Here is a 15,161-nt window from a genome sequence, read left to right as displayed (position 1 = left end):
ATTATAATTTGAGGATTTAATATTGAAATATCATTACGAAAATCACTGTGGAGAGCTTATCGATCGACCTTGAATTTCTTCTTATCCTATCTAATGGGCGGTAAAAGGGCGGTAAAAGAGCACTGAGCTAACAAACGGGCAGTGGACAGTTTATTAAATTCAAGGGTCAGATGATTTGTAATCATTATCTTTGTGCTAAATTGTCTTGATGCTCAATTCCAAAATTTAAGTTGATTATTGAATGAAACTGAAAATTAGCCTGATTCTTTGTTGCTGTGCTGTCTTACTTTCCGCACAGGAAAAACCGTCGCAGGAGTGGCTCGACCGCAAGTTCTCCATGTTTATTCATTTTGGATTGTACTCCGTGTACGGAGGGGTATATGAAGGCGAACCCGTCAGGCGGGGTTATAGTGAACAGATCCAATCGTTCGCGGGGATCTTCAGTGACTGGTATGGGAATAGAGCTCACGGGTTTGATCCTGTCAATTGGAATCCCGACAGTGTTGTGTCGCTGGCAAAAGAGGCAGGAATGGGATCGATCGTCTTCACATCCAAACACCACGACGGGTTTTGTATGTATCATTCGGCACATACCGGTTACAATATTGTGGATGCCACCCCTTACGGCCGGGATTTGATGAAAGAGCTGGCCGAAGCCTGTGAACGGGGTGGAGTTGCGTTTGGTGTCTATTTCTCGTTGATCGACTGGCACTTCCCCCAGGCTTATCCTATCTCCAGTCATAATGCTGACCCGCTGACACCGGAGCATTATGCGTTCAACCTGAAGCAGGTAGAGGAGATTATGACGAATTACGGGCCTCTCTCCGAAATCTGGTTCGATATGGGTTCGCTTACGCCTGAGCAAAGTAAGGGATTGTATGAACTGGTCAACCGGCTTCAGCCGGAATGTATGATCAGTGGCCGTCTGGGGAATGATTATGTGGATTTCTCGGTGATGGCCGACAATGAATATCCCGATTATCCAATCGGTGTCCCCTGGCAGACGGCTGCTTCCATGTTCGATGAAACCTGGGGTTACCGTTCCTGGCAGGAAAGGGGTGAGGCGCGACCGAAAGTAAGAGAAAAAATAGAAAGCCTTGTCAAAGTGGTCAGCAGGGGAGGAAATTTCCTGCTCAATATCGGGCCGAAAGGGGATGGCTCTGTGGTAGAGTTCGAACGGGAGGTCTTGCATGAGATTGGTAAATGGTTGATATCCAATGGTGAAGCTATCTATGGAGCTCATGCCAACCCGTTTCATCAACCGTTCGCTTGGGGTGATGTCACTACCAAAGAAGGGAATTTGTTTGCCTTTGTGGAAAGAATGCCGGTGTCCGGCAAGATCGAACTCTCCGGTTTCAATGGTAAAGCAAGCGGAGTGAGCCTGTTGTCATCGGGTGATCCGTTGCCTTACTCACAAAACGAAGAGCAGTTGGAGATCGATCTTTCTGCTGTTTCAGCCGGAGAAACCGTGCCCGTGTTGAAGATCACCTTTGACGATGGCTATGCTGTTATTCCTCCCTTGGTAGTCGCTAACGGGATATTGACTCTCCGAAATGCTGTTTGTCTCTTTGGCCATTCCAGCCTTAACTATTATGCCGGCTACAAGAGTATAATAGGTTATGATTGGATACTTCGTTCGCGCAAATCATCCGTCTCGCCGAGAATTACTTTTACAGACAATGAGAAAGGAAGGAAAATCGAGTTGGTGATGGATGGCAGGAAACAACCGGTCACGTTGGAAGCGGATGCATCCGAAACGGCCAGACTTTCCCCGAACAGTGTGAAATGGGGTAATTTGTACAGAAAACCCGGCAGAGGTGTATTCGGTAATGTGGAAGAAGAGGGTATACCGTGGGTGGATGTAAATGCCGCCGGCTCTCCTTGGGTGGCAGTCGATGATTTTCTTTACGGTGAGAGCCATGCCGAGCCTATCCTTCCGCGTGCAAGTGTGGTTTTCCTGCAGGAATTGGAGTCGGCACGGGAACAAACTGCGGCCGTGAGGATCGAAAGCGGCAATGCTGTTTATATCCTGCTGAATGGTGAATACATCACAGCTCATTTTTCTCCCGAGCGGATAAAACGACAGGACGAGGTCGTGCTTTTACCGCTAAAGAAAGGGCAAAATCAACTTATAATTAAATATTATAACGGATTTGAGAAAGAACTTGTTTATGGCATCACTCCGTTGAATGAGTGGACGGTATATACGCAGAAACTCTCACCTGTCGTATTGGGAAGTGATGATCATCACCGTATTTCTATCCGCTCTGCCGATTCGTCTTCGAGTGTTTCGCCCATGCGTTTGAACAATATTAAACTGATCCTCCGTTAGAGAGTTTCGATCAACCTGTGTCTCCGGATAAGATGGACGGTTTTGTTGAGACCAGACTTTTTCGCCGTTGCGGCTGTATTTTATTATTTACATCTTATTGATTATCTTTGTTTATGGATTTAAAAGTGAGTCTGCTCCGGAATCCCCAAAAACCGATTTCACAGGTTTCCAAATTATTGAAAATCAATGGTCGTTTTGAGGGGAATTTGGGTAAAAAAGACTTTTCAGAGGGGACTCAAAATTCAAAATTGAGTCTGTTCCGAAAAACCCCAAAACACGATTTTGCAGTTTGCAAATTGCTGAAATCAATAGGTCTTTTGGTGGGATTTTCATCAAGAAAGACTTTTTGGAGTGAACTCAAGATTCAAAACTCAAAGCTCAAGATTCAAAATTTTATAATTGGGATTTTCGATATGGGATTTGTGGCACGTTATCCACCGGTAATTAGTAATTCTTAATTGGGCATTGATTACTTTTCCACTTCCGAACTTCTAAGTTCTTAGTTCCCAGTTCCCAGTTCTAAGTTCTAAGTTCTAAATTCCCAGTTCTAAATAAACAAAAGAATGAAACCTCTTTTTTTACAATATCCCAGATGCGGCACTTGCCGTAAAGCAGCCAAATGGCTGGAAGAAAACAATGTGGATGTGACCTCAAGGCACATTGTGGAAGAGCGTCCTGGACGCGAGGAACTTTCGCTGTGGATTGACAAAAGCGGTCTGCCTATCAGCCGTTTCTTCAATACGTCGGGATTGGTTTACAAGGAGCAGCATTTGAAGGAGAAGGTAAAAACAGCCTCTCGTGATGAGTTACTCGGGATTCTGGCCTCGAATGGTATGGTAGTAAAACGTCCCATTATTGTGGCCGACGACTTTGTGCTGGTCGGCTTTAATGAAAAAGAGTGGAAAGAAAAGCTGGGATGAAGATTGCTGATATAGAACTCCCGGAGAATCCTGTTTTTCTCGCTCCTATGGAGGATGTGAGCGATATCGGGTTTCGGCTGCTGTGCAGGCAGTTTGGAGCCGATATGGTCTATACCGAGTTTATATCGAGTGATGCCCTTATCCGCGATATAAAGAAAACCAAGAAGAAAATCCTCTTCAGTGAAAAGGAGCGTCCTTTAGGGATACAGATTTATGGCAGCGATCCTGTAGCGATGGTGGAGGCCGCCAAAATCTGTGAAGATTCCGATCCTGACCTTATCGACATTAACTTTGGTTGTCCCGTGAAGAAGATAGCCGGTAAGGGAGCCGGTTCGGGGATGATGCGTACGCCTGATGTGATGCTCGATATCACGGCGAAGGTCGTCAAGGCGGTAAACAAACCGGTATCGGTCAAAACCCGCTTAGGTTGGGATGACAATTCCAAAATTATTGTGCCGTTAGCGGAACAGTTACAGGATTGCGGTATCGTGGCGCTGACCATTCACGGGCGTACCCGTTCGCAGATGTATAAGGGCGATGCCGACTGGACATTGATCCGGGAGGTAAAGAATAACCCCCGTATGCATATTCCTATTATTGGGAATGGGGATGTGACTTCGGCAGAACAATGCCGGCAGCGGTTTGACGAGACCGGCGTGGATGCCGTGATGATTGGCCGCGGAAGCATTGGCGCGCCCTGGATATTCAGGGAGTTAAAATATTATCTGCAGACCGGTGAGCATCTTCCCAAAGAACCTTTCCGTTGGTACTTGGATATCCTGAAGAAACAGGTGCTTGAAAGTGTGGAGCGGATCGACGAGACACGGGGAATCCTCCATATGCGCCGGCATCTGGCGGCTACGCCCCTTTTTAAGGGTATTCCCGATTTTAAAGCGACACGTGTCGCTATGCTCCGCGCCAATACCCTCGCGGAACTGTTTTCTATCCTGGATGAGATCCCGGAGAAATTTCAAGTGGATTAAACTCCGCGCCTATCCGATCTTTTATTCGGATTGCATTTTCTCTCTATATTCGCTTGGAGAGATACCTTTCCATCCTTTAAAACTCGTGCTGAAATAACGCTGGGAAGAGAATCCAGTCATGGACGCAATTTCGGCGATGCTCAAGTGAGGGTGCGCGATGAGCAATGCGGCGGATTTTTCGAACCGAGGTGAAAAAAAGCGATGGTGAATTTTTATTTACACCCCGGACTGTGATATCCGTCGAAAATGAGGTAGAAGTCAATGTTTCGGCTCGTTATGTTCGCGTCGGCGGGAAAAATCCGGGTCTGTGTCCGCCGGATCATGCGCGTTCCGGGCGGAAAACCTCGGTGTATATGGACGAGATAATAATAGGGTAATCATTTGGTAATGGATGGTGAAATTGTTCTTTTAAGCTAAAAATCAAAAATAAAAATGAGTAATTCAAAATTGACAGCGCTATGCTATCCGCTTGTCGGTACAGCCATGCTATCTGCTTGTGGAACCGGGAAGAAAGCTGAACAGCCCGAACCGTTGAATATTGTGTACATCATGACCGACGACCACACGCGGCAAATGATGAGTTGTTACGACGATCGTTTTATCGAAACGCCGAATCTCGACCGCATTGCCGAGAACGGCGTTATTTTCCGTAACGCGTACGTGGCCAACTCCTTGTCCGGGCCAAGCCGCGCCTGTCTCTTGACAGGGAAACACAGCCACAAAAACGGAAAAGTAGATAATCACTCGGTGTTCGACGGTAACCAGCAAACTGTCCAGCAGCTTCTCAAGCAACACGGATACCAAACGGCGATGATCGGAAAGTGGCATCTGGACAGCGATCCCACTCATTTCGACCACTGGGAAATCCTTCCCGGGCAGGGGAGCTACTACAACCCCGATTTTATGACTCCCGAAGGCCGCGTACATTACAAAGGTTACGTTACCAATATCATCACCGACATGGGAGTAAACTGGTTGGAAAACCAACGCGACAAGGAAAAACCCTTCGCGCTCTTCCTCCACCACAAGGTGGCGCATCGTAACTGGATGGCCGACACCGCGCATTTGGCGCTCTATGAAGATAAGACATTTGCTCTTCCCGATAATTTTTATGATGATTACGAAGGACGTGCTGCCGCATCGAAACAGGAAATGAGTATCGAAAAGGATATGGATTTGACAAACGATCTTAAAATATTGCATCCCGATGTGCAGACGCGGCTTGCCAAGGCATATGAACTGGGCGAATATGCCCGTTTGGATCCGTTGCAAAAAGCGGCTTGGGACAAGCACCATCAGCCCATTATCGATGAGTTTGTTGCCGCCGGCCTGCAAGGTGAAGAACTTGTTGAGTGGAAATACCAACGCTACATGCGCGATTATGCCAAAACCATCCGATCGCTTGATGAGAATATCGGCCGTCTGCTCAATTATCTGGAAGAAAATGACATGATGGAAAATACCGTTGTCATTTACACCTCCGACCAAGGATTTTACATGGGTGAGCATGGTTGGTTCGACAAGCGTTTTATGTATGAAGAATCATTCAGCACCCCACTTGTAATGCGTCTCCCGTCGAGCTTCAAGAAACGGGGAGAGATAAAGGAACTGGTGCAGAATATCGACTTTGCCCCCACTATGCTGGCGCTTGCCGGCGTGGAAATTCCGGCGGACATCCAGGGTGCATCGTTACTGCCCTTGTTGGAAAGCGCTAAAGCTCCCACCGGCTGGCGAAAATCGCTTTATTACCATTATCACGAATATCCGGGCGAGCATGCTGTGCGTCGTCATTATGGGATAAGGACCGAGCGTTATAAGTTAATTCACTTTTACGACGATATCGATGAATGGGAATTGTTCGACCTGCAAACCGATCCGATGGAGATGGACAATCTTTACGGGAAACCGGGCAATGAATCCATCGTGAATGAATTGAAAGCCGAGTTGAAGCGTTTACAGATTCAATATGAGGATCCGGTGCTGGAAAAATACCCCTTGTAGAGATGCTTTTGGCGGAATAGGGGTTGTCAATACCCATGAGCGGGCAGGTAATAGCAAAGTGAAAATCCGGAAAAATTTCAGCGGGATTAAACAAATCTGAATAGAAGCAGTCTTACTGAAAACATGGAATGATATGATGAAAAAGGTTTTAGTATTCGCACTGTCATTATTGGCAATTACGGGACTCTCCGCCCAACAGCACTCTATCATTGAGGATGTATTGGTGAGTAGCGTGGAAAAGAAAATTTTTTCCATGCAGGAATTGATCGGATTTGATGATGCGCAAGCAGGTCAACTCCGGAAAATGGAACTGAATTTTTTATTGGAAGTTAACAAAGCCGAAAACTGTTTTCTCTGCAACAAGCGGAAACGCATCAAAAAATTAAAGCAAAAACGTGACGCGGAACTGCAGAAGATACTCGAGCGCGATCAGTATGTCAAATACGATGCCATTGAGAATGAAAGAATACGGAAACGCCCGTTATGGTCAAATTGATACAACAAAAAAAGAGGCTCAAAAGGCCTCTCTTTTGTAATGTCCTGTTCCTCTCCGGAGTGTTTTATTTCTTTAATTCCCGAAGCTTCTGGAAATCTTCCGCCGTCAATTTCACATTATCCATAATTACAGGTTTGGCGATATTGCGAGAATCAACGACATCTTTCATTCCTTGCATACTTCTTGTTGAAACGGGTTCCACGGGACGATAGCTTGCATCTCCCGAAATCAGGTATAACGCTTGCCCCAATAATACATCTTTCGGATCACCGATAGGAGTCCAGTAATCGATGTAACCAAATCCTTCTTTTAATGTATGATCGGGAATTAAATACCCGGGATTGCTGAAATTCTTACTATCCTTGTTGGCATACATGGCTACGATGGGTTGCATAGCCCAGTTTTTCAGTTTGTTTTTTTCGGAGGATGAAAGCTTCGTTTCATCATATACTGGTATTCCGAATTCATCGTCATATCCGTGAATAGTCCACGATGCTGTGTATTTTCCGCCCGTATTGTCTCCGATATGAATCACATCCATATAGGGATCCAGACAAAAAAGCGTGAGCTCTGAAGCTGAATAGGATCCTCCCGTCGCGATGATATATACTCTGCTTAAATCGAGATTTGCATCCAGGGGATTTTTATCCTTGGAAGAGCTGTAAGTACCTAAGTAATCTTTTCTGTCGTATTTATACTTATCTGCCGGTTTTGCTTCATTATACCATTGATCAAATGATCTGTTCAACAGATCATTGTACTCCATTACCACAAAAGGAGATTTGTTTTCCACTACAGCTCGGGGGGCTAACAAGGAGGCCAGATAGATCGCTGAAGAAACCGCGCCTCCGGTATTATAACGCAAATCGAGTATCAGATCGTTAACGCCGGCCTGTTTGAATTTATTGAAGACCTCATACAGGCGATAATTATAATTATCGTAGTAATTGGTATAAAACAGATAACCGATCTTCTTGCCACCGATAGTGTAAATACTGTCATAAAGAACAGGATCTTTGGGACTTTTATCAGGTGTAATCGTAACCTCCTTATCCGGCACTATTTGGTTACCCGACAATTTGTAAGTAGTGAATTTGACAGGATTATTACCATATAATAAATTGATGTCTCTGGAGCTTATATAAAGATTACCTTTACGCTCTTCTGTTGAGATAGGTTGCCCGTTCAACTTGCCGATCAGATCGAGACGCTGCAAGCCTGCTTTTGCAGCAGGTGTATTGGCATGCACGTATTTTATAAAAGCATATGTCTCATTGCCGACAATGGTAAAGTTCAACGCATATCCAAAGGATAACGATTCTCCTGAAAATTCGTCCAAGAGACTCTCCACATCATCTGTGATCCACGACCACTCTTTTTGGATATCTGTGGAATGTAATATCTTATAGAAATAATTTTCCGGATCAACATCGGTAAGTTTTGGCTGTTTGTTTATTACGTCATCTGCCCAGAAATAGTAAGTGGACATCCCGTCATATACAAACTCAGAAACAATATTCACCTCTTTTGAAATGGTTGCATCTCCGGAAATTGCCGCATCAGCAGCATAGAGATAAGTTTTATCATCTAATGCATAACCTGCCGTCGGAGGATCTACCGTATTATCTATTACAGCCGGGTAGCTTTTTTCGCCCCCTTCACTATATTTTACTACAAACGAATGACTTGCCGCGTCATAAGTAGCCGAAACAACATCTCCCAGAGCTCTGTCAGAAGTCTCTTTGGGATCGCAGGATGAGACCACAATTATTAATGTGGCGATAAGTGGAAAAATGAGAAATAATCGTTTCATAATTGGGGCTATTCGCAATTATATTAAAATGTGAGACTGCGAAAATAGAAAAGAATTTAATTGCGTTTATAAAATCTCAGAAATTTAACATTCCTTTGCCTTGTCGGCTGATCTCCGGTTCATCGGAAGTGCAGTCCACCACAGTAGAGGGTTCAATATCCCCGAAGCCGCCGTCGATCACGATATCGACGATCTCTCCCCATTTCTCGTGGATCAATTCGGGGTCGGTAGTGTATTCTATCTCGTCATTTTCGTCTTTTACCGAGGTGCTCAGCACCGGGTTGCCAAGCTGCGCCACGATCTCCCGGATAATATTATTGTCGGGCACGCGGATCCCGACGGTTTTCTTGTTTTTGTAAATCTTGGGCAATGACGAGGTGGTGGGCAGGATGAATGTGAACGGGCCGGGTAGATTTCGTTTCATCAGTTTGAAGATGGGAGTGGTTACCTTGGCATATTCACTGATCACACTCAAATCGTTGCAGATGATCGATAGATTGCTCTTTTGCGGATTGATCCCTTTCAGGTCGCATATCTTCTCCACCGCACGCACATTCAGCGCGTCACACCCCATACCGTAAAGGGTATCGGTAGGGTAGATAACAATGCCTCCCTCACGAAGTACCGAGACCACTTTTTCAATTTCCCGCGGATTGGGATTTTCATTATATAATTTCAGAAGCATCTTGTTTGCCTAAATGATAAGACCTGTTGTGTTGATTATGTTCTTTTTCGTAGGATTCTGTCTATTATCCTATTATCAAAGAGATTAAATAATTATCTGGTTGTTTTTGATTCTGTTTTGAATTGAAAGGACTCCTCTGCAAACTTAGATAAAAATGTTGAGATTTCATGCACAAAGTAAATAAAAATAGCTTCAATCAGACTGATCAAAGCTATTTTGCGCATATTTACCGGAATATTTATCCGTAGATCACATTCCCATCTTCATCGCGATTTTCATCCAGGCCGTTACTGTATTGCTTCATTGCGCGGAGACTCATACCCATGCTTGAGAATCCCCCGTCGTTATAGAGATTCTGCATGGTGACCTTGCGTGTGAGATCGGAGAACATTACGATACAATAGTCAGCGCAATCATCGGCATCGGCATTTCCCAGAGGAGCCATCCGTTCGGAGAAGTCCATCAGGTCGGTCATTCCTTTTACCCCGCTTCCGGCGGTGGTCATTGTGGGCGATTGCGAAATGGTATTCACTCGTACCCCTTTGTCGCGGCCATAAATGTATCCGAAACTACGGGTGATGGATTCGAGCAAGGCTTTGGCATCGGCCATGTCGTTATAACCATAAAAAACACGTTGCGCGGCTACGTAGGTGAGCGCGAGCATGGATCCACCCCGTTCGACAGCGTCTAACTTACGGGCTACCTGCAGCATCTTGTGAAAAGAGATGGCGGAGATATCGAGCGTTTTTGACAGCATATCATAGTCGAGGTCGTCATACGTCCTCTTTTTACGGACATTGGGCGACATGCCGATCGAATGAAGCACGAAATCGATCTTTCCTCCCAAGATTTCCATCGATTTGGAAAAGACCATCTCCAGGTCTTCCACATTGGTGGCATCTGCCGGAAGGATCTCAGCATTGAGTTTTTCTCCCAACTTGGCCGTATCTCCCATGCGGACTGCTACCGGAGTGTTCGATAACGTGATGATGGCACCTTCTTCAACCGCTCTTTCGGCTACCTTCCAGGCGATAGACTGATCGTTCAATGCACCGAAAATAATGCCTCTTTTTCCTTTTAATAAATTGTGACTCATAATTTTTTCAATTTTCACCTTCCTGATAAAAAGTCTTTTTACCGGGACGTTTTCATTAAGCTAATTGAGCAAAGAACAAATTTTGTTTGAACTATACTATAGCGGAAAAACGACTAATATAATTAAGTTTTACTGTGATTGGTTTTCGAAAAACTGCGCAAATTTACAAAAACTGTGCAATAAGTAAACGTCCAATAAAGAAATAAGTTCTATACCAGCTTTATTTTTCGGGAAAAATGGAATGAAAAATGAAATAATAGCACAGGTCAAAGTCCAATTCCGGATAAGAAGAAGATTATTTGCGGAAAAGAATCAATGAGGCGAGGGAAAATCATCCTGACATGATTTCCCCTCGCCTTTTTATCATTCAGCTCTTTATTCGGCTGTACCAATTATGCCGCTTTTACCGCGTCGTTCTCCACCGTTATTCCTTTCCAGACAATGGCGGCAATCGCCGCGCCGAGTAACGGGGCAACAATGAATAGCCAGAGTTGACCCAATGCCGCGCCGCCTTCAAAAATTGCCGGCCCTATGCTGCGGGCAGGATTTACTGATGTTCCCGTGATTGGAATGCAGACAATGTGTACCAACACCAATGCCAAACCTATGGCCAGGCCGGCAAATTTATTCAGACCATTCTTGGCGGTCACGCCCAGCACAACCAGTACAAAAATGAAAGTGAACACCGTTTCAGCTACAAAGGCCACAGCCATCTGCCCTTCAGCAAAACCATTGGCACCTGTCAGGGTGGTAGTGGAACCGGAATCTTTCGCAAGAAACCAGAGGATGGAAGAACCTAAAATAGCGCCAATTACCTGAAAGATCATATACATACCGGCATCTTTACCACTCATCCTGCCTGAGAGGAATACCCCCAGTGTAATGGCCGGATTGATATGACATCCGGAAATACTACCGATGGCGTAAGCCATTGCCACCACCGAAAGGCCGAATGCAAACGCCACACCTAACGTACCTACGGGATCAAAAGGCTGGCCTGCACCTGCAAACACGGCTGCGCCGCAGCCCATCAAGACCAGTACCATCGTACCGATCATTTCTGCCAAATACTTCTTCATGATTTTTTGATATTTTAGTAAAACATACTCTATTTCACAAAGGAAGAAAATAATTTGTATGAATGTACGAATCACCAAGAAAATTGGGGATTGACTCCACACTTTTTTCTTTTTCGGTTGGGAGGAGTCACTTCTACTGCGGGTATGGAGGAATTGGATTCTGAAAAATTGAATCCGAGAGGTTGAATCCGGGAAATTGATAAACTGATGGTCCACAGACAGAAGACAAATCCCTCTCTATTTTCTATTTCAGCGAATATCCCGATTTACTATTTTTACCAAATTTTATGTGAAACCCATTGAACATTTACCCGCACAGTTGTTATTAATGATAAGAATTTCAGCTATGACAATCACCTATATATATCACAGTTGCTATCTGATTGAATTTGAAAAGTTTTCAATACTATTCGATTATTATAAAGATGCATCCCGCAAGGATGGCACGAGATGGGTGAATGATTACCTTCTCAACAAGGAGGAGGAACTTTATGTATTGTGTTCACACTCGCATGGCGATCATTTTAATCCGGAAATTCTTTCCTGGAAAAAACGGAAAGATAATATCCGCTATGTTTTCTCCCGGGAATTGCTGGAGAGCGGAAAAACGGCCACAGGGGATGCCCTCTATCTCGAAAAAGAAGAGGTTTATCGCGACCAGTACCTTACAATAAAGGCCTTTGGATCGACCGATGCCGGTGGATCTTTTTGGATTGAACACAATAACCGGCAATTTTTTCATGCCGGAGATCTGAATAACTGGCATTGGAGTGAAGAGGTCGGCACCGAAGAGGCTCTTTCGTATGAGAATTGTTTTTTATGTGAACTGGAATTATTGGCAGAGCAGACCAATCGCCTTTATTTGGCGATGTTCCCCGTGGATCCGCGCCTGGGAAAAGATTTTATGCGGGGTGCGGAACAATTTGTATCACGCATAAGAACCGATCTCTTCCTGCCGATGCATTTTGGAGAGAATTATGATAAGGCAAACTGTTTCAGAGAGATTGCTGCCCGCTATGATTGCCAATATCTGCCGTTATCGCATAAGGGACAATCCTTTACGTTTGACTAAAGATTTTTAGAACCACGAACCAAGACTTTGATAAACTGAAAATTATGAACTCAAAGTGAAAAATCCGGGATTTGGGATATTGGAATTAGGAGGAGGTAACCCTTCCTCCTTTCCACGCTTCCACCTTCCCGTTTAAAAATAAGGATATGGAAATAAAAGCAAGATTCGATCACTATAATATCAATGTGCTCGATCTACAAAAAAGTATCGAATTTTATGGCAAGGCATTGGGTCTGAGAGAAGTCCGCAGGAAAGAAGCATCAGACGGATCCTATATACTGGTCTATCTGGGGGACGGGGTGACGGAATTTACGCTCGAACTCACATGGCTTCGCGAATGGGACAGGCCTTACAACATGGGGGACAACGAACAGCACCTGTGCCTCCGCGTGGAAGGTGATTACGACGCGGCGAGAGCTTTCCATAAGGAAATGGGTTGTGTATGTTACGAAAATGATAAAATGGGACTTTATTTCATCATTGACCCCGACGGATATTGGATAGAAGTGTTACCTTTGAAGAAGTAAATAGTAAAATATGGATTTTTTCAATTACAAACGTCGTCCAACCATCGATGTGCATATCGGAAACATCACCATGGGGGGGAGTCATCCGGTTGTCGTGCAGACGATGACCAATACCAACACCCTCGACACCGAAGGCAGTGTGGCGCAATGCGAAAGGATTATCGCCGCGGGTGCCGATCTGATCCGTCTGACCACACAGGGTGTGCGCGAAGCCAATAACTTGCGCGAGATACATCGGCGATTAAGGGATAAGGGATACACCACACCCTTGTCGGCCGATATTCATTTCAATCCCCGTGCAGCGGAAGTGGCTGCCACCATCGCGGAGAAAGTGCGTATCAATCCGGGAAACTTCGTCGACAAGCAAAAAACCTTTGCCGTAGTGGAATATACCGACGAGGAGTACGCGCGGGAGCTGGAGAAGATCCGTTCCAAGGTAATCCCTTTCCTGCAGGTTTGTAAAGAACACGGTGCGGCGGTGCGGATCGGCGTCAATCACGGGTCGCTGTCTGACCGTATCATGACCCGCTTTGGCGACACCCCCGAAGGAATGGTAGAGTCCTGTATGGAGTATTTGCGAATTGCTATGGATGAGGGGTTCACCGATATCGTGATATCGATGAAAGCTTCCAACACATTGCTGATGACCAAAGCCGTGCGTTTGTTGGTGGACAGGATGGATAAGGAAGATATCCATTTCCCGTTGCACCTCGGCGTGACCGAGGCCGGGGACGGAGAAGACGGACGGATGAAGTCGGCCGTGGGTATCGGCGCGTTGTTGAGCGACGGGCTGGGCGACACGATTCGTGTCTCATTGAGTGAGGATCCCGAAGCAGAAGTTCCGGTGGCCAGAAAATTAGTGGACTATGTAAGCCTGAGAAAAGGACACGCACCCATAAAGGGCGGAATTTATCCCGGCTTTTCCCCCTATTCCACAGACCGGCGTGAAACGGATCCGGTCTGGAATATCGGTGGGGACCATTTGCCTGTGGTAATTTCTGACCGGAGCAAAATTGATGACATGTCGGTCAACCCACATTTCATCCCCGATTACATTTATGTGGGAAGCCGTATGCCGGTTCATTTCCCGAAAGGAATGAAATCCATTATTGATTATCCCTATTGGGAAGAGAAAATAGATAATTTTCCGTTCTTCACGGTCGACTCGCTCGATAAAATAGAGGGTTGCAATGCAGAAGTAAAATTCCTGCGACTCTCTTATGCCGAACTCTCGGACGAGGTGATTGCTTTCCTGAAAAAGACGCCCAAAACAGCAGTGATCCTTACCACCGCTCATCAGAACGGGGTAGGCGAGCAGAGGGCATTCTTTCATGCATTGTTGAACGCCGGCTCTCGGGTGCCGGTAATCCTTCAGCGGAGTTATACGGAGGATGAGCCGGAAGATATACAGGTGAAAGGGGGTGTGGATTTCGGTACCGTTCTCCTCGACGGATTCGGTAATGGTATCATGATAAGCAACCAGGGACAGATCGATATCACCCATATGGATGCTTATGCTTTCGGTATTTTGCAGGCAGCACGTGTCCGGACAAGCAAGACCGAATTTATCTCCTGTCCCGGTTGTGGAAGGACATTATTCGACTTGCAGACCACCGTCGCTTTGGTGAAGCGGCACTTCTCCCATCTCAAGCATCTGAAAATAGGGGTGATGGGCTGTATCGTGAACGGCCCGGGTGAGATGGCTGATGCCGATTACGGTTATGTGGGGGCGGAACACGGTAAGATATCGCTCTACAGGAAGAAAGAACTGGTGGAAAAAAATATTCCCCAAGAGCAAGCCGTGGAACACCTTATTCAGCTGATCAAGGACAATGGGGACTGGATTGAGCCGGAAAGAAATTGACCTGTGGAGTTTGCTCCGGCCGGGTCTGAGGGGTAAAATAGGTATAATCACTTCAAAGATATGATTATTACTATTTCTTTTGGAAATTTCCGAAAAAAGCAGTAATATTGCACCCGCTTTCGGTGAAACTAAAAGCTGAAGGAGAGGTCCCATAGCTCAGTTGGTTAGAGCACCTGACTCATAATCAGGGAGTCACTGGTTCAAGCCCAGTTGGGACCACTCTCTGAAAATAAGCAAACAAAGGGATTTCCTGTAAAATGGAAGTCCCTTTCGTCGTTTTAAAACAGCTATTT

At 45.5% G+C, this 15,161-nt stretch carries 14 protein-coding genes and 1 tRNA gene; 10 read left to right on the top strand and 5 right to left on the bottom strand.

The window, feature by feature from the left end; translation table 11 throughout:
- The first annotated feature begins 241 nt into the window (after positions 1 to 241).
- From D7D25_RS03160 to dusB, 4 genes are all read left to right on the top strand, one after another.
- Positions 242 to 2,332, top strand: coding sequence for an alpha-L-fucosidase (locus D7D25_RS03160; protein ID WP_255417158.1), 2,091 nt, complete (start codon positions 242 to 244; stop codon positions 2,330 to 2,332).
- A 113-nt stretch (positions 2,333 to 2,445) separates the two neighbouring features.
- Positions 2,446 to 2,790 (top strand): hypothetical protein, encoded by a 345-nt coding sequence (locus D7D25_RS03155; protein WP_122967512.1) that lies wholly within the window; start codon positions 2,446 to 2,448, stop codon positions 2,788 to 2,790.
- Between the two features lie 105 nt (positions 2,791 to 2,895).
- Complete coding sequence (locus D7D25_RS03150; RefSeq protein WP_122967511.1) at positions 2,896 to 3,252, top strand: arsenate reductase family protein; 357 nt, start codon at positions 2,896 to 2,898, stop codon at positions 3,250 to 3,252.
- Positions 3,249 to 4,235 (top strand): tRNA dihydrouridine synthase DusB, encoded by a 987-nt coding sequence (gene dusB / locus D7D25_RS03145; RefSeq protein ID WP_122967510.1) that lies wholly within the window; start codon positions 3,249 to 3,251, stop codon positions 4,233 to 4,235. Before D7D25_RS03150 ends, dusB begins: the two co-directional genes overlap by 4 nt.
- Before the next feature lie 21 nt (positions 4,236 to 4,256).
- On the opposite strand, the gene D7D25_RS18750 is transcribed toward dusB, so the two are convergent.
- Positions 4,257 to 4,445 (bottom strand): helix-turn-helix domain-containing protein, encoded by a 189-nt coding sequence (locus tag D7D25_RS18750; protein ID WP_370453825.1) that lies wholly within the window; start codon positions 4,443 to 4,445, stop codon positions 4,257 to 4,259.
- Positions 4,446 to 4,667: 222 nt separating this feature from the next.
- On the opposite strand from D7D25_RS18750, the gene D7D25_RS03130 reads away from it, so the two are divergent.
- Together D7D25_RS03130 and D7D25_RS03125 are read left to right on the top strand one after the other, a co-directional pair.
- On the top strand, positions 4,668 to 6,236 hold the full coding sequence (locus tag D7D25_RS03130; RefSeq protein ID WP_122967507.1) for a sulfatase: 1,569 nt from the start codon (positions 4,668 to 4,670) through the stop codon (positions 6,234 to 6,236).
- A gap of 133 nt (positions 6,237 to 6,369) precedes the next feature.
- The gene (locus D7D25_RS03125) at positions 6,370 to 6,732 is read left to right on the top strand and encodes a hypothetical protein (RefSeq protein WP_122967506.1); all 363 of its coding nucleotides are present in this window, start codon (positions 6,370 to 6,372) and stop codon (positions 6,730 to 6,732) included.
- Between the two features lie 64 nt (positions 6,733 to 6,796).
- Here D7D25_RS03125 and D7D25_RS03120 read toward each other — a convergent pair whose 3' ends face one another.
- From D7D25_RS03120 to D7D25_RS03105, 4 genes are all read right to left on the bottom strand, one after another.
- Positions 6,797 to 8,545 (bottom strand): S41 family peptidase, encoded by a 1,749-nt coding sequence (locus D7D25_RS03120; protein WP_122967505.1) that lies wholly within the window; start codon positions 8,543 to 8,545, stop codon positions 6,797 to 6,799.
- Positions 8,546 to 8,621: 76 nt separating this feature from the next.
- Positions 8,622 to 9,230 carry an L-threonylcarbamoyladenylate synthase gene (locus D7D25_RS03115; RefSeq protein ID WP_122967504.1) on the bottom strand — a complete coding sequence of 203 codons (609 nt, stop codon included), beginning with the start codon at positions 9,228 to 9,230 and terminating at the stop codon, positions 8,622 to 8,624.
- A gap of 238 nt (positions 9,231 to 9,468) precedes the next feature.
- The gene (locus D7D25_RS03110) at positions 9,469 to 10,326 is read right to left on the bottom strand and encodes an enoyl-ACP reductase (RefSeq protein ID WP_122967503.1); all 858 of its coding nucleotides are present in this window, start codon (positions 10,324 to 10,326) and stop codon (positions 9,469 to 9,471) included.
- Between the two features lie 392 nt (positions 10,327 to 10,718).
- Positions 10,719 to 11,405: an MIP family channel protein gene (locus tag D7D25_RS03105; protein ID WP_122967502.1), complete on the bottom strand. Its 687-nt coding sequence runs from the start codon at positions 11,403 to 11,405 to the stop codon at positions 10,719 to 10,721.
- Between the two features lie 346 nt (positions 11,406 to 11,751).
- Between D7D25_RS03105 and D7D25_RS03100 the strand changes: the two genes are divergently transcribed.
- From D7D25_RS03100 to D7D25_RS03085, 4 genes are all read left to right on the top strand, one after another.
- Positions 11,752 to 12,477 carry an MBL fold metallo-hydrolase gene (locus D7D25_RS03100; protein WP_122967501.1) on the top strand — a complete coding sequence of 242 codons (726 nt, stop codon included), beginning with the start codon at positions 11,752 to 11,754 and terminating at the stop codon, positions 12,475 to 12,477.
- Between the two features lie 146 nt (positions 12,478 to 12,623).
- Positions 12,624 to 13,004 carry a VOC family protein gene (locus D7D25_RS03095; protein ID WP_122967500.1) on the top strand — a complete coding sequence of 127 codons (381 nt, stop codon included), beginning with the start codon at positions 12,624 to 12,626 and terminating at the stop codon, positions 13,002 to 13,004.
- A gap of 10 nt (positions 13,005 to 13,014) precedes the next feature.
- Positions 13,015 to 14,868: a 4-hydroxy-3-methylbut-2-en-1-yl diphosphate synthase gene (locus tag D7D25_RS03090; RefSeq protein WP_122967499.1), complete on the top strand. Its 1,854-nt coding sequence runs from the start codon at positions 13,015 to 13,017 to the stop codon at positions 14,866 to 14,868.
- Positions 14,869 to 15,013: 145 nt separating this feature from the next.
- A tRNA-Ile gene (locus tag D7D25_RS03085) sits at positions 15,014 to 15,087 on the top strand.
- Positions 15,088 to 15,161 lie beyond the last annotated feature (74 nt).

This window comes from Proteiniphilum sp. X52, assembly GCF_003712195.1.
Taxonomy (GTDB): Bacteria; Bacteroidota; Bacteroidia; order Bacteroidales; family Dysgonomonadaceae; genus Proteiniphilum.
Note: the sequence above shows the minus strand (reverse complement) of the source record. Positions and strands in the feature narration are given on the sequence as shown.

Coding starts and splice junctions, on each gene's coding strand:
- D7D25_RS03160 (WP_255417158.1), top strand. CDS start 242: ATGAAACTGAAAATTAGCCTGATTCTTTGTTGCTGTGCTGTCTTACTT.
- D7D25_RS03155 (WP_122967512.1), top strand. CDS start 2,446: ATGGATTTAAAAGTGAGTCTGCTCCGGAATCCCCAAAAACCGATTTCA.
- D7D25_RS03150 (WP_122967511.1), top strand. CDS start 2,896: ATGAAACCTCTTTTTTTACAATATCCCAGATGCGGCACTTGCCGTAAA.
- dusB (WP_122967510.1), top strand. CDS start 3,249: ATGAAGATTGCTGATATAGAACTCCCGGAGAATCCTGTTTTTCTCGCT.
- D7D25_RS03130 (WP_122967507.1), top strand. CDS start 4,668: ATGAGTAATTCAAAATTGACAGCGCTATGCTATCCGCTTGTCGGTACA.
- D7D25_RS03125 (WP_122967506.1), top strand. CDS start 6,370: ATGATGAAAAAGGTTTTAGTATTCGCACTGTCATTATTGGCAATTACG.
- D7D25_RS03120 (WP_122967505.1), bottom strand. CDS start 8,545: ATGAAACGATTATTTCTCATTTTTCCACTTATCGCCACATTAATAATT.
- D7D25_RS03115 (WP_122967504.1), bottom strand. CDS start 9,230: ATGCTTCTGAAATTATATAATGAAAATCCCAATCCGCGGGAAATTGAA.
- D7D25_RS03110 (WP_122967503.1), bottom strand. CDS start 10,326: ATGAGTCACAATTTATTAAAAGGAAAAAGAGGCATTATTTTCGGTGCA.
- D7D25_RS03105 (WP_122967502.1), bottom strand. CDS start 11,405: ATGAAGAAGTATTTGGCAGAAATGATCGGTACGATGGTACTGGTCTTG.
- D7D25_RS03100 (WP_122967501.1), top strand. CDS start 11,752: ATGACAATCACCTATATATATCACAGTTGCTATCTGATTGAATTTGAA.
- D7D25_RS03095 (WP_122967500.1), top strand. CDS start 12,624: ATGGAAATAAAAGCAAGATTCGATCACTATAATATCAATGTGCTCGAT.
- D7D25_RS03090 (WP_122967499.1), top strand. CDS start 13,015: ATGGATTTTTTCAATTACAAACGTCGTCCAACCATCGATGTGCATATC.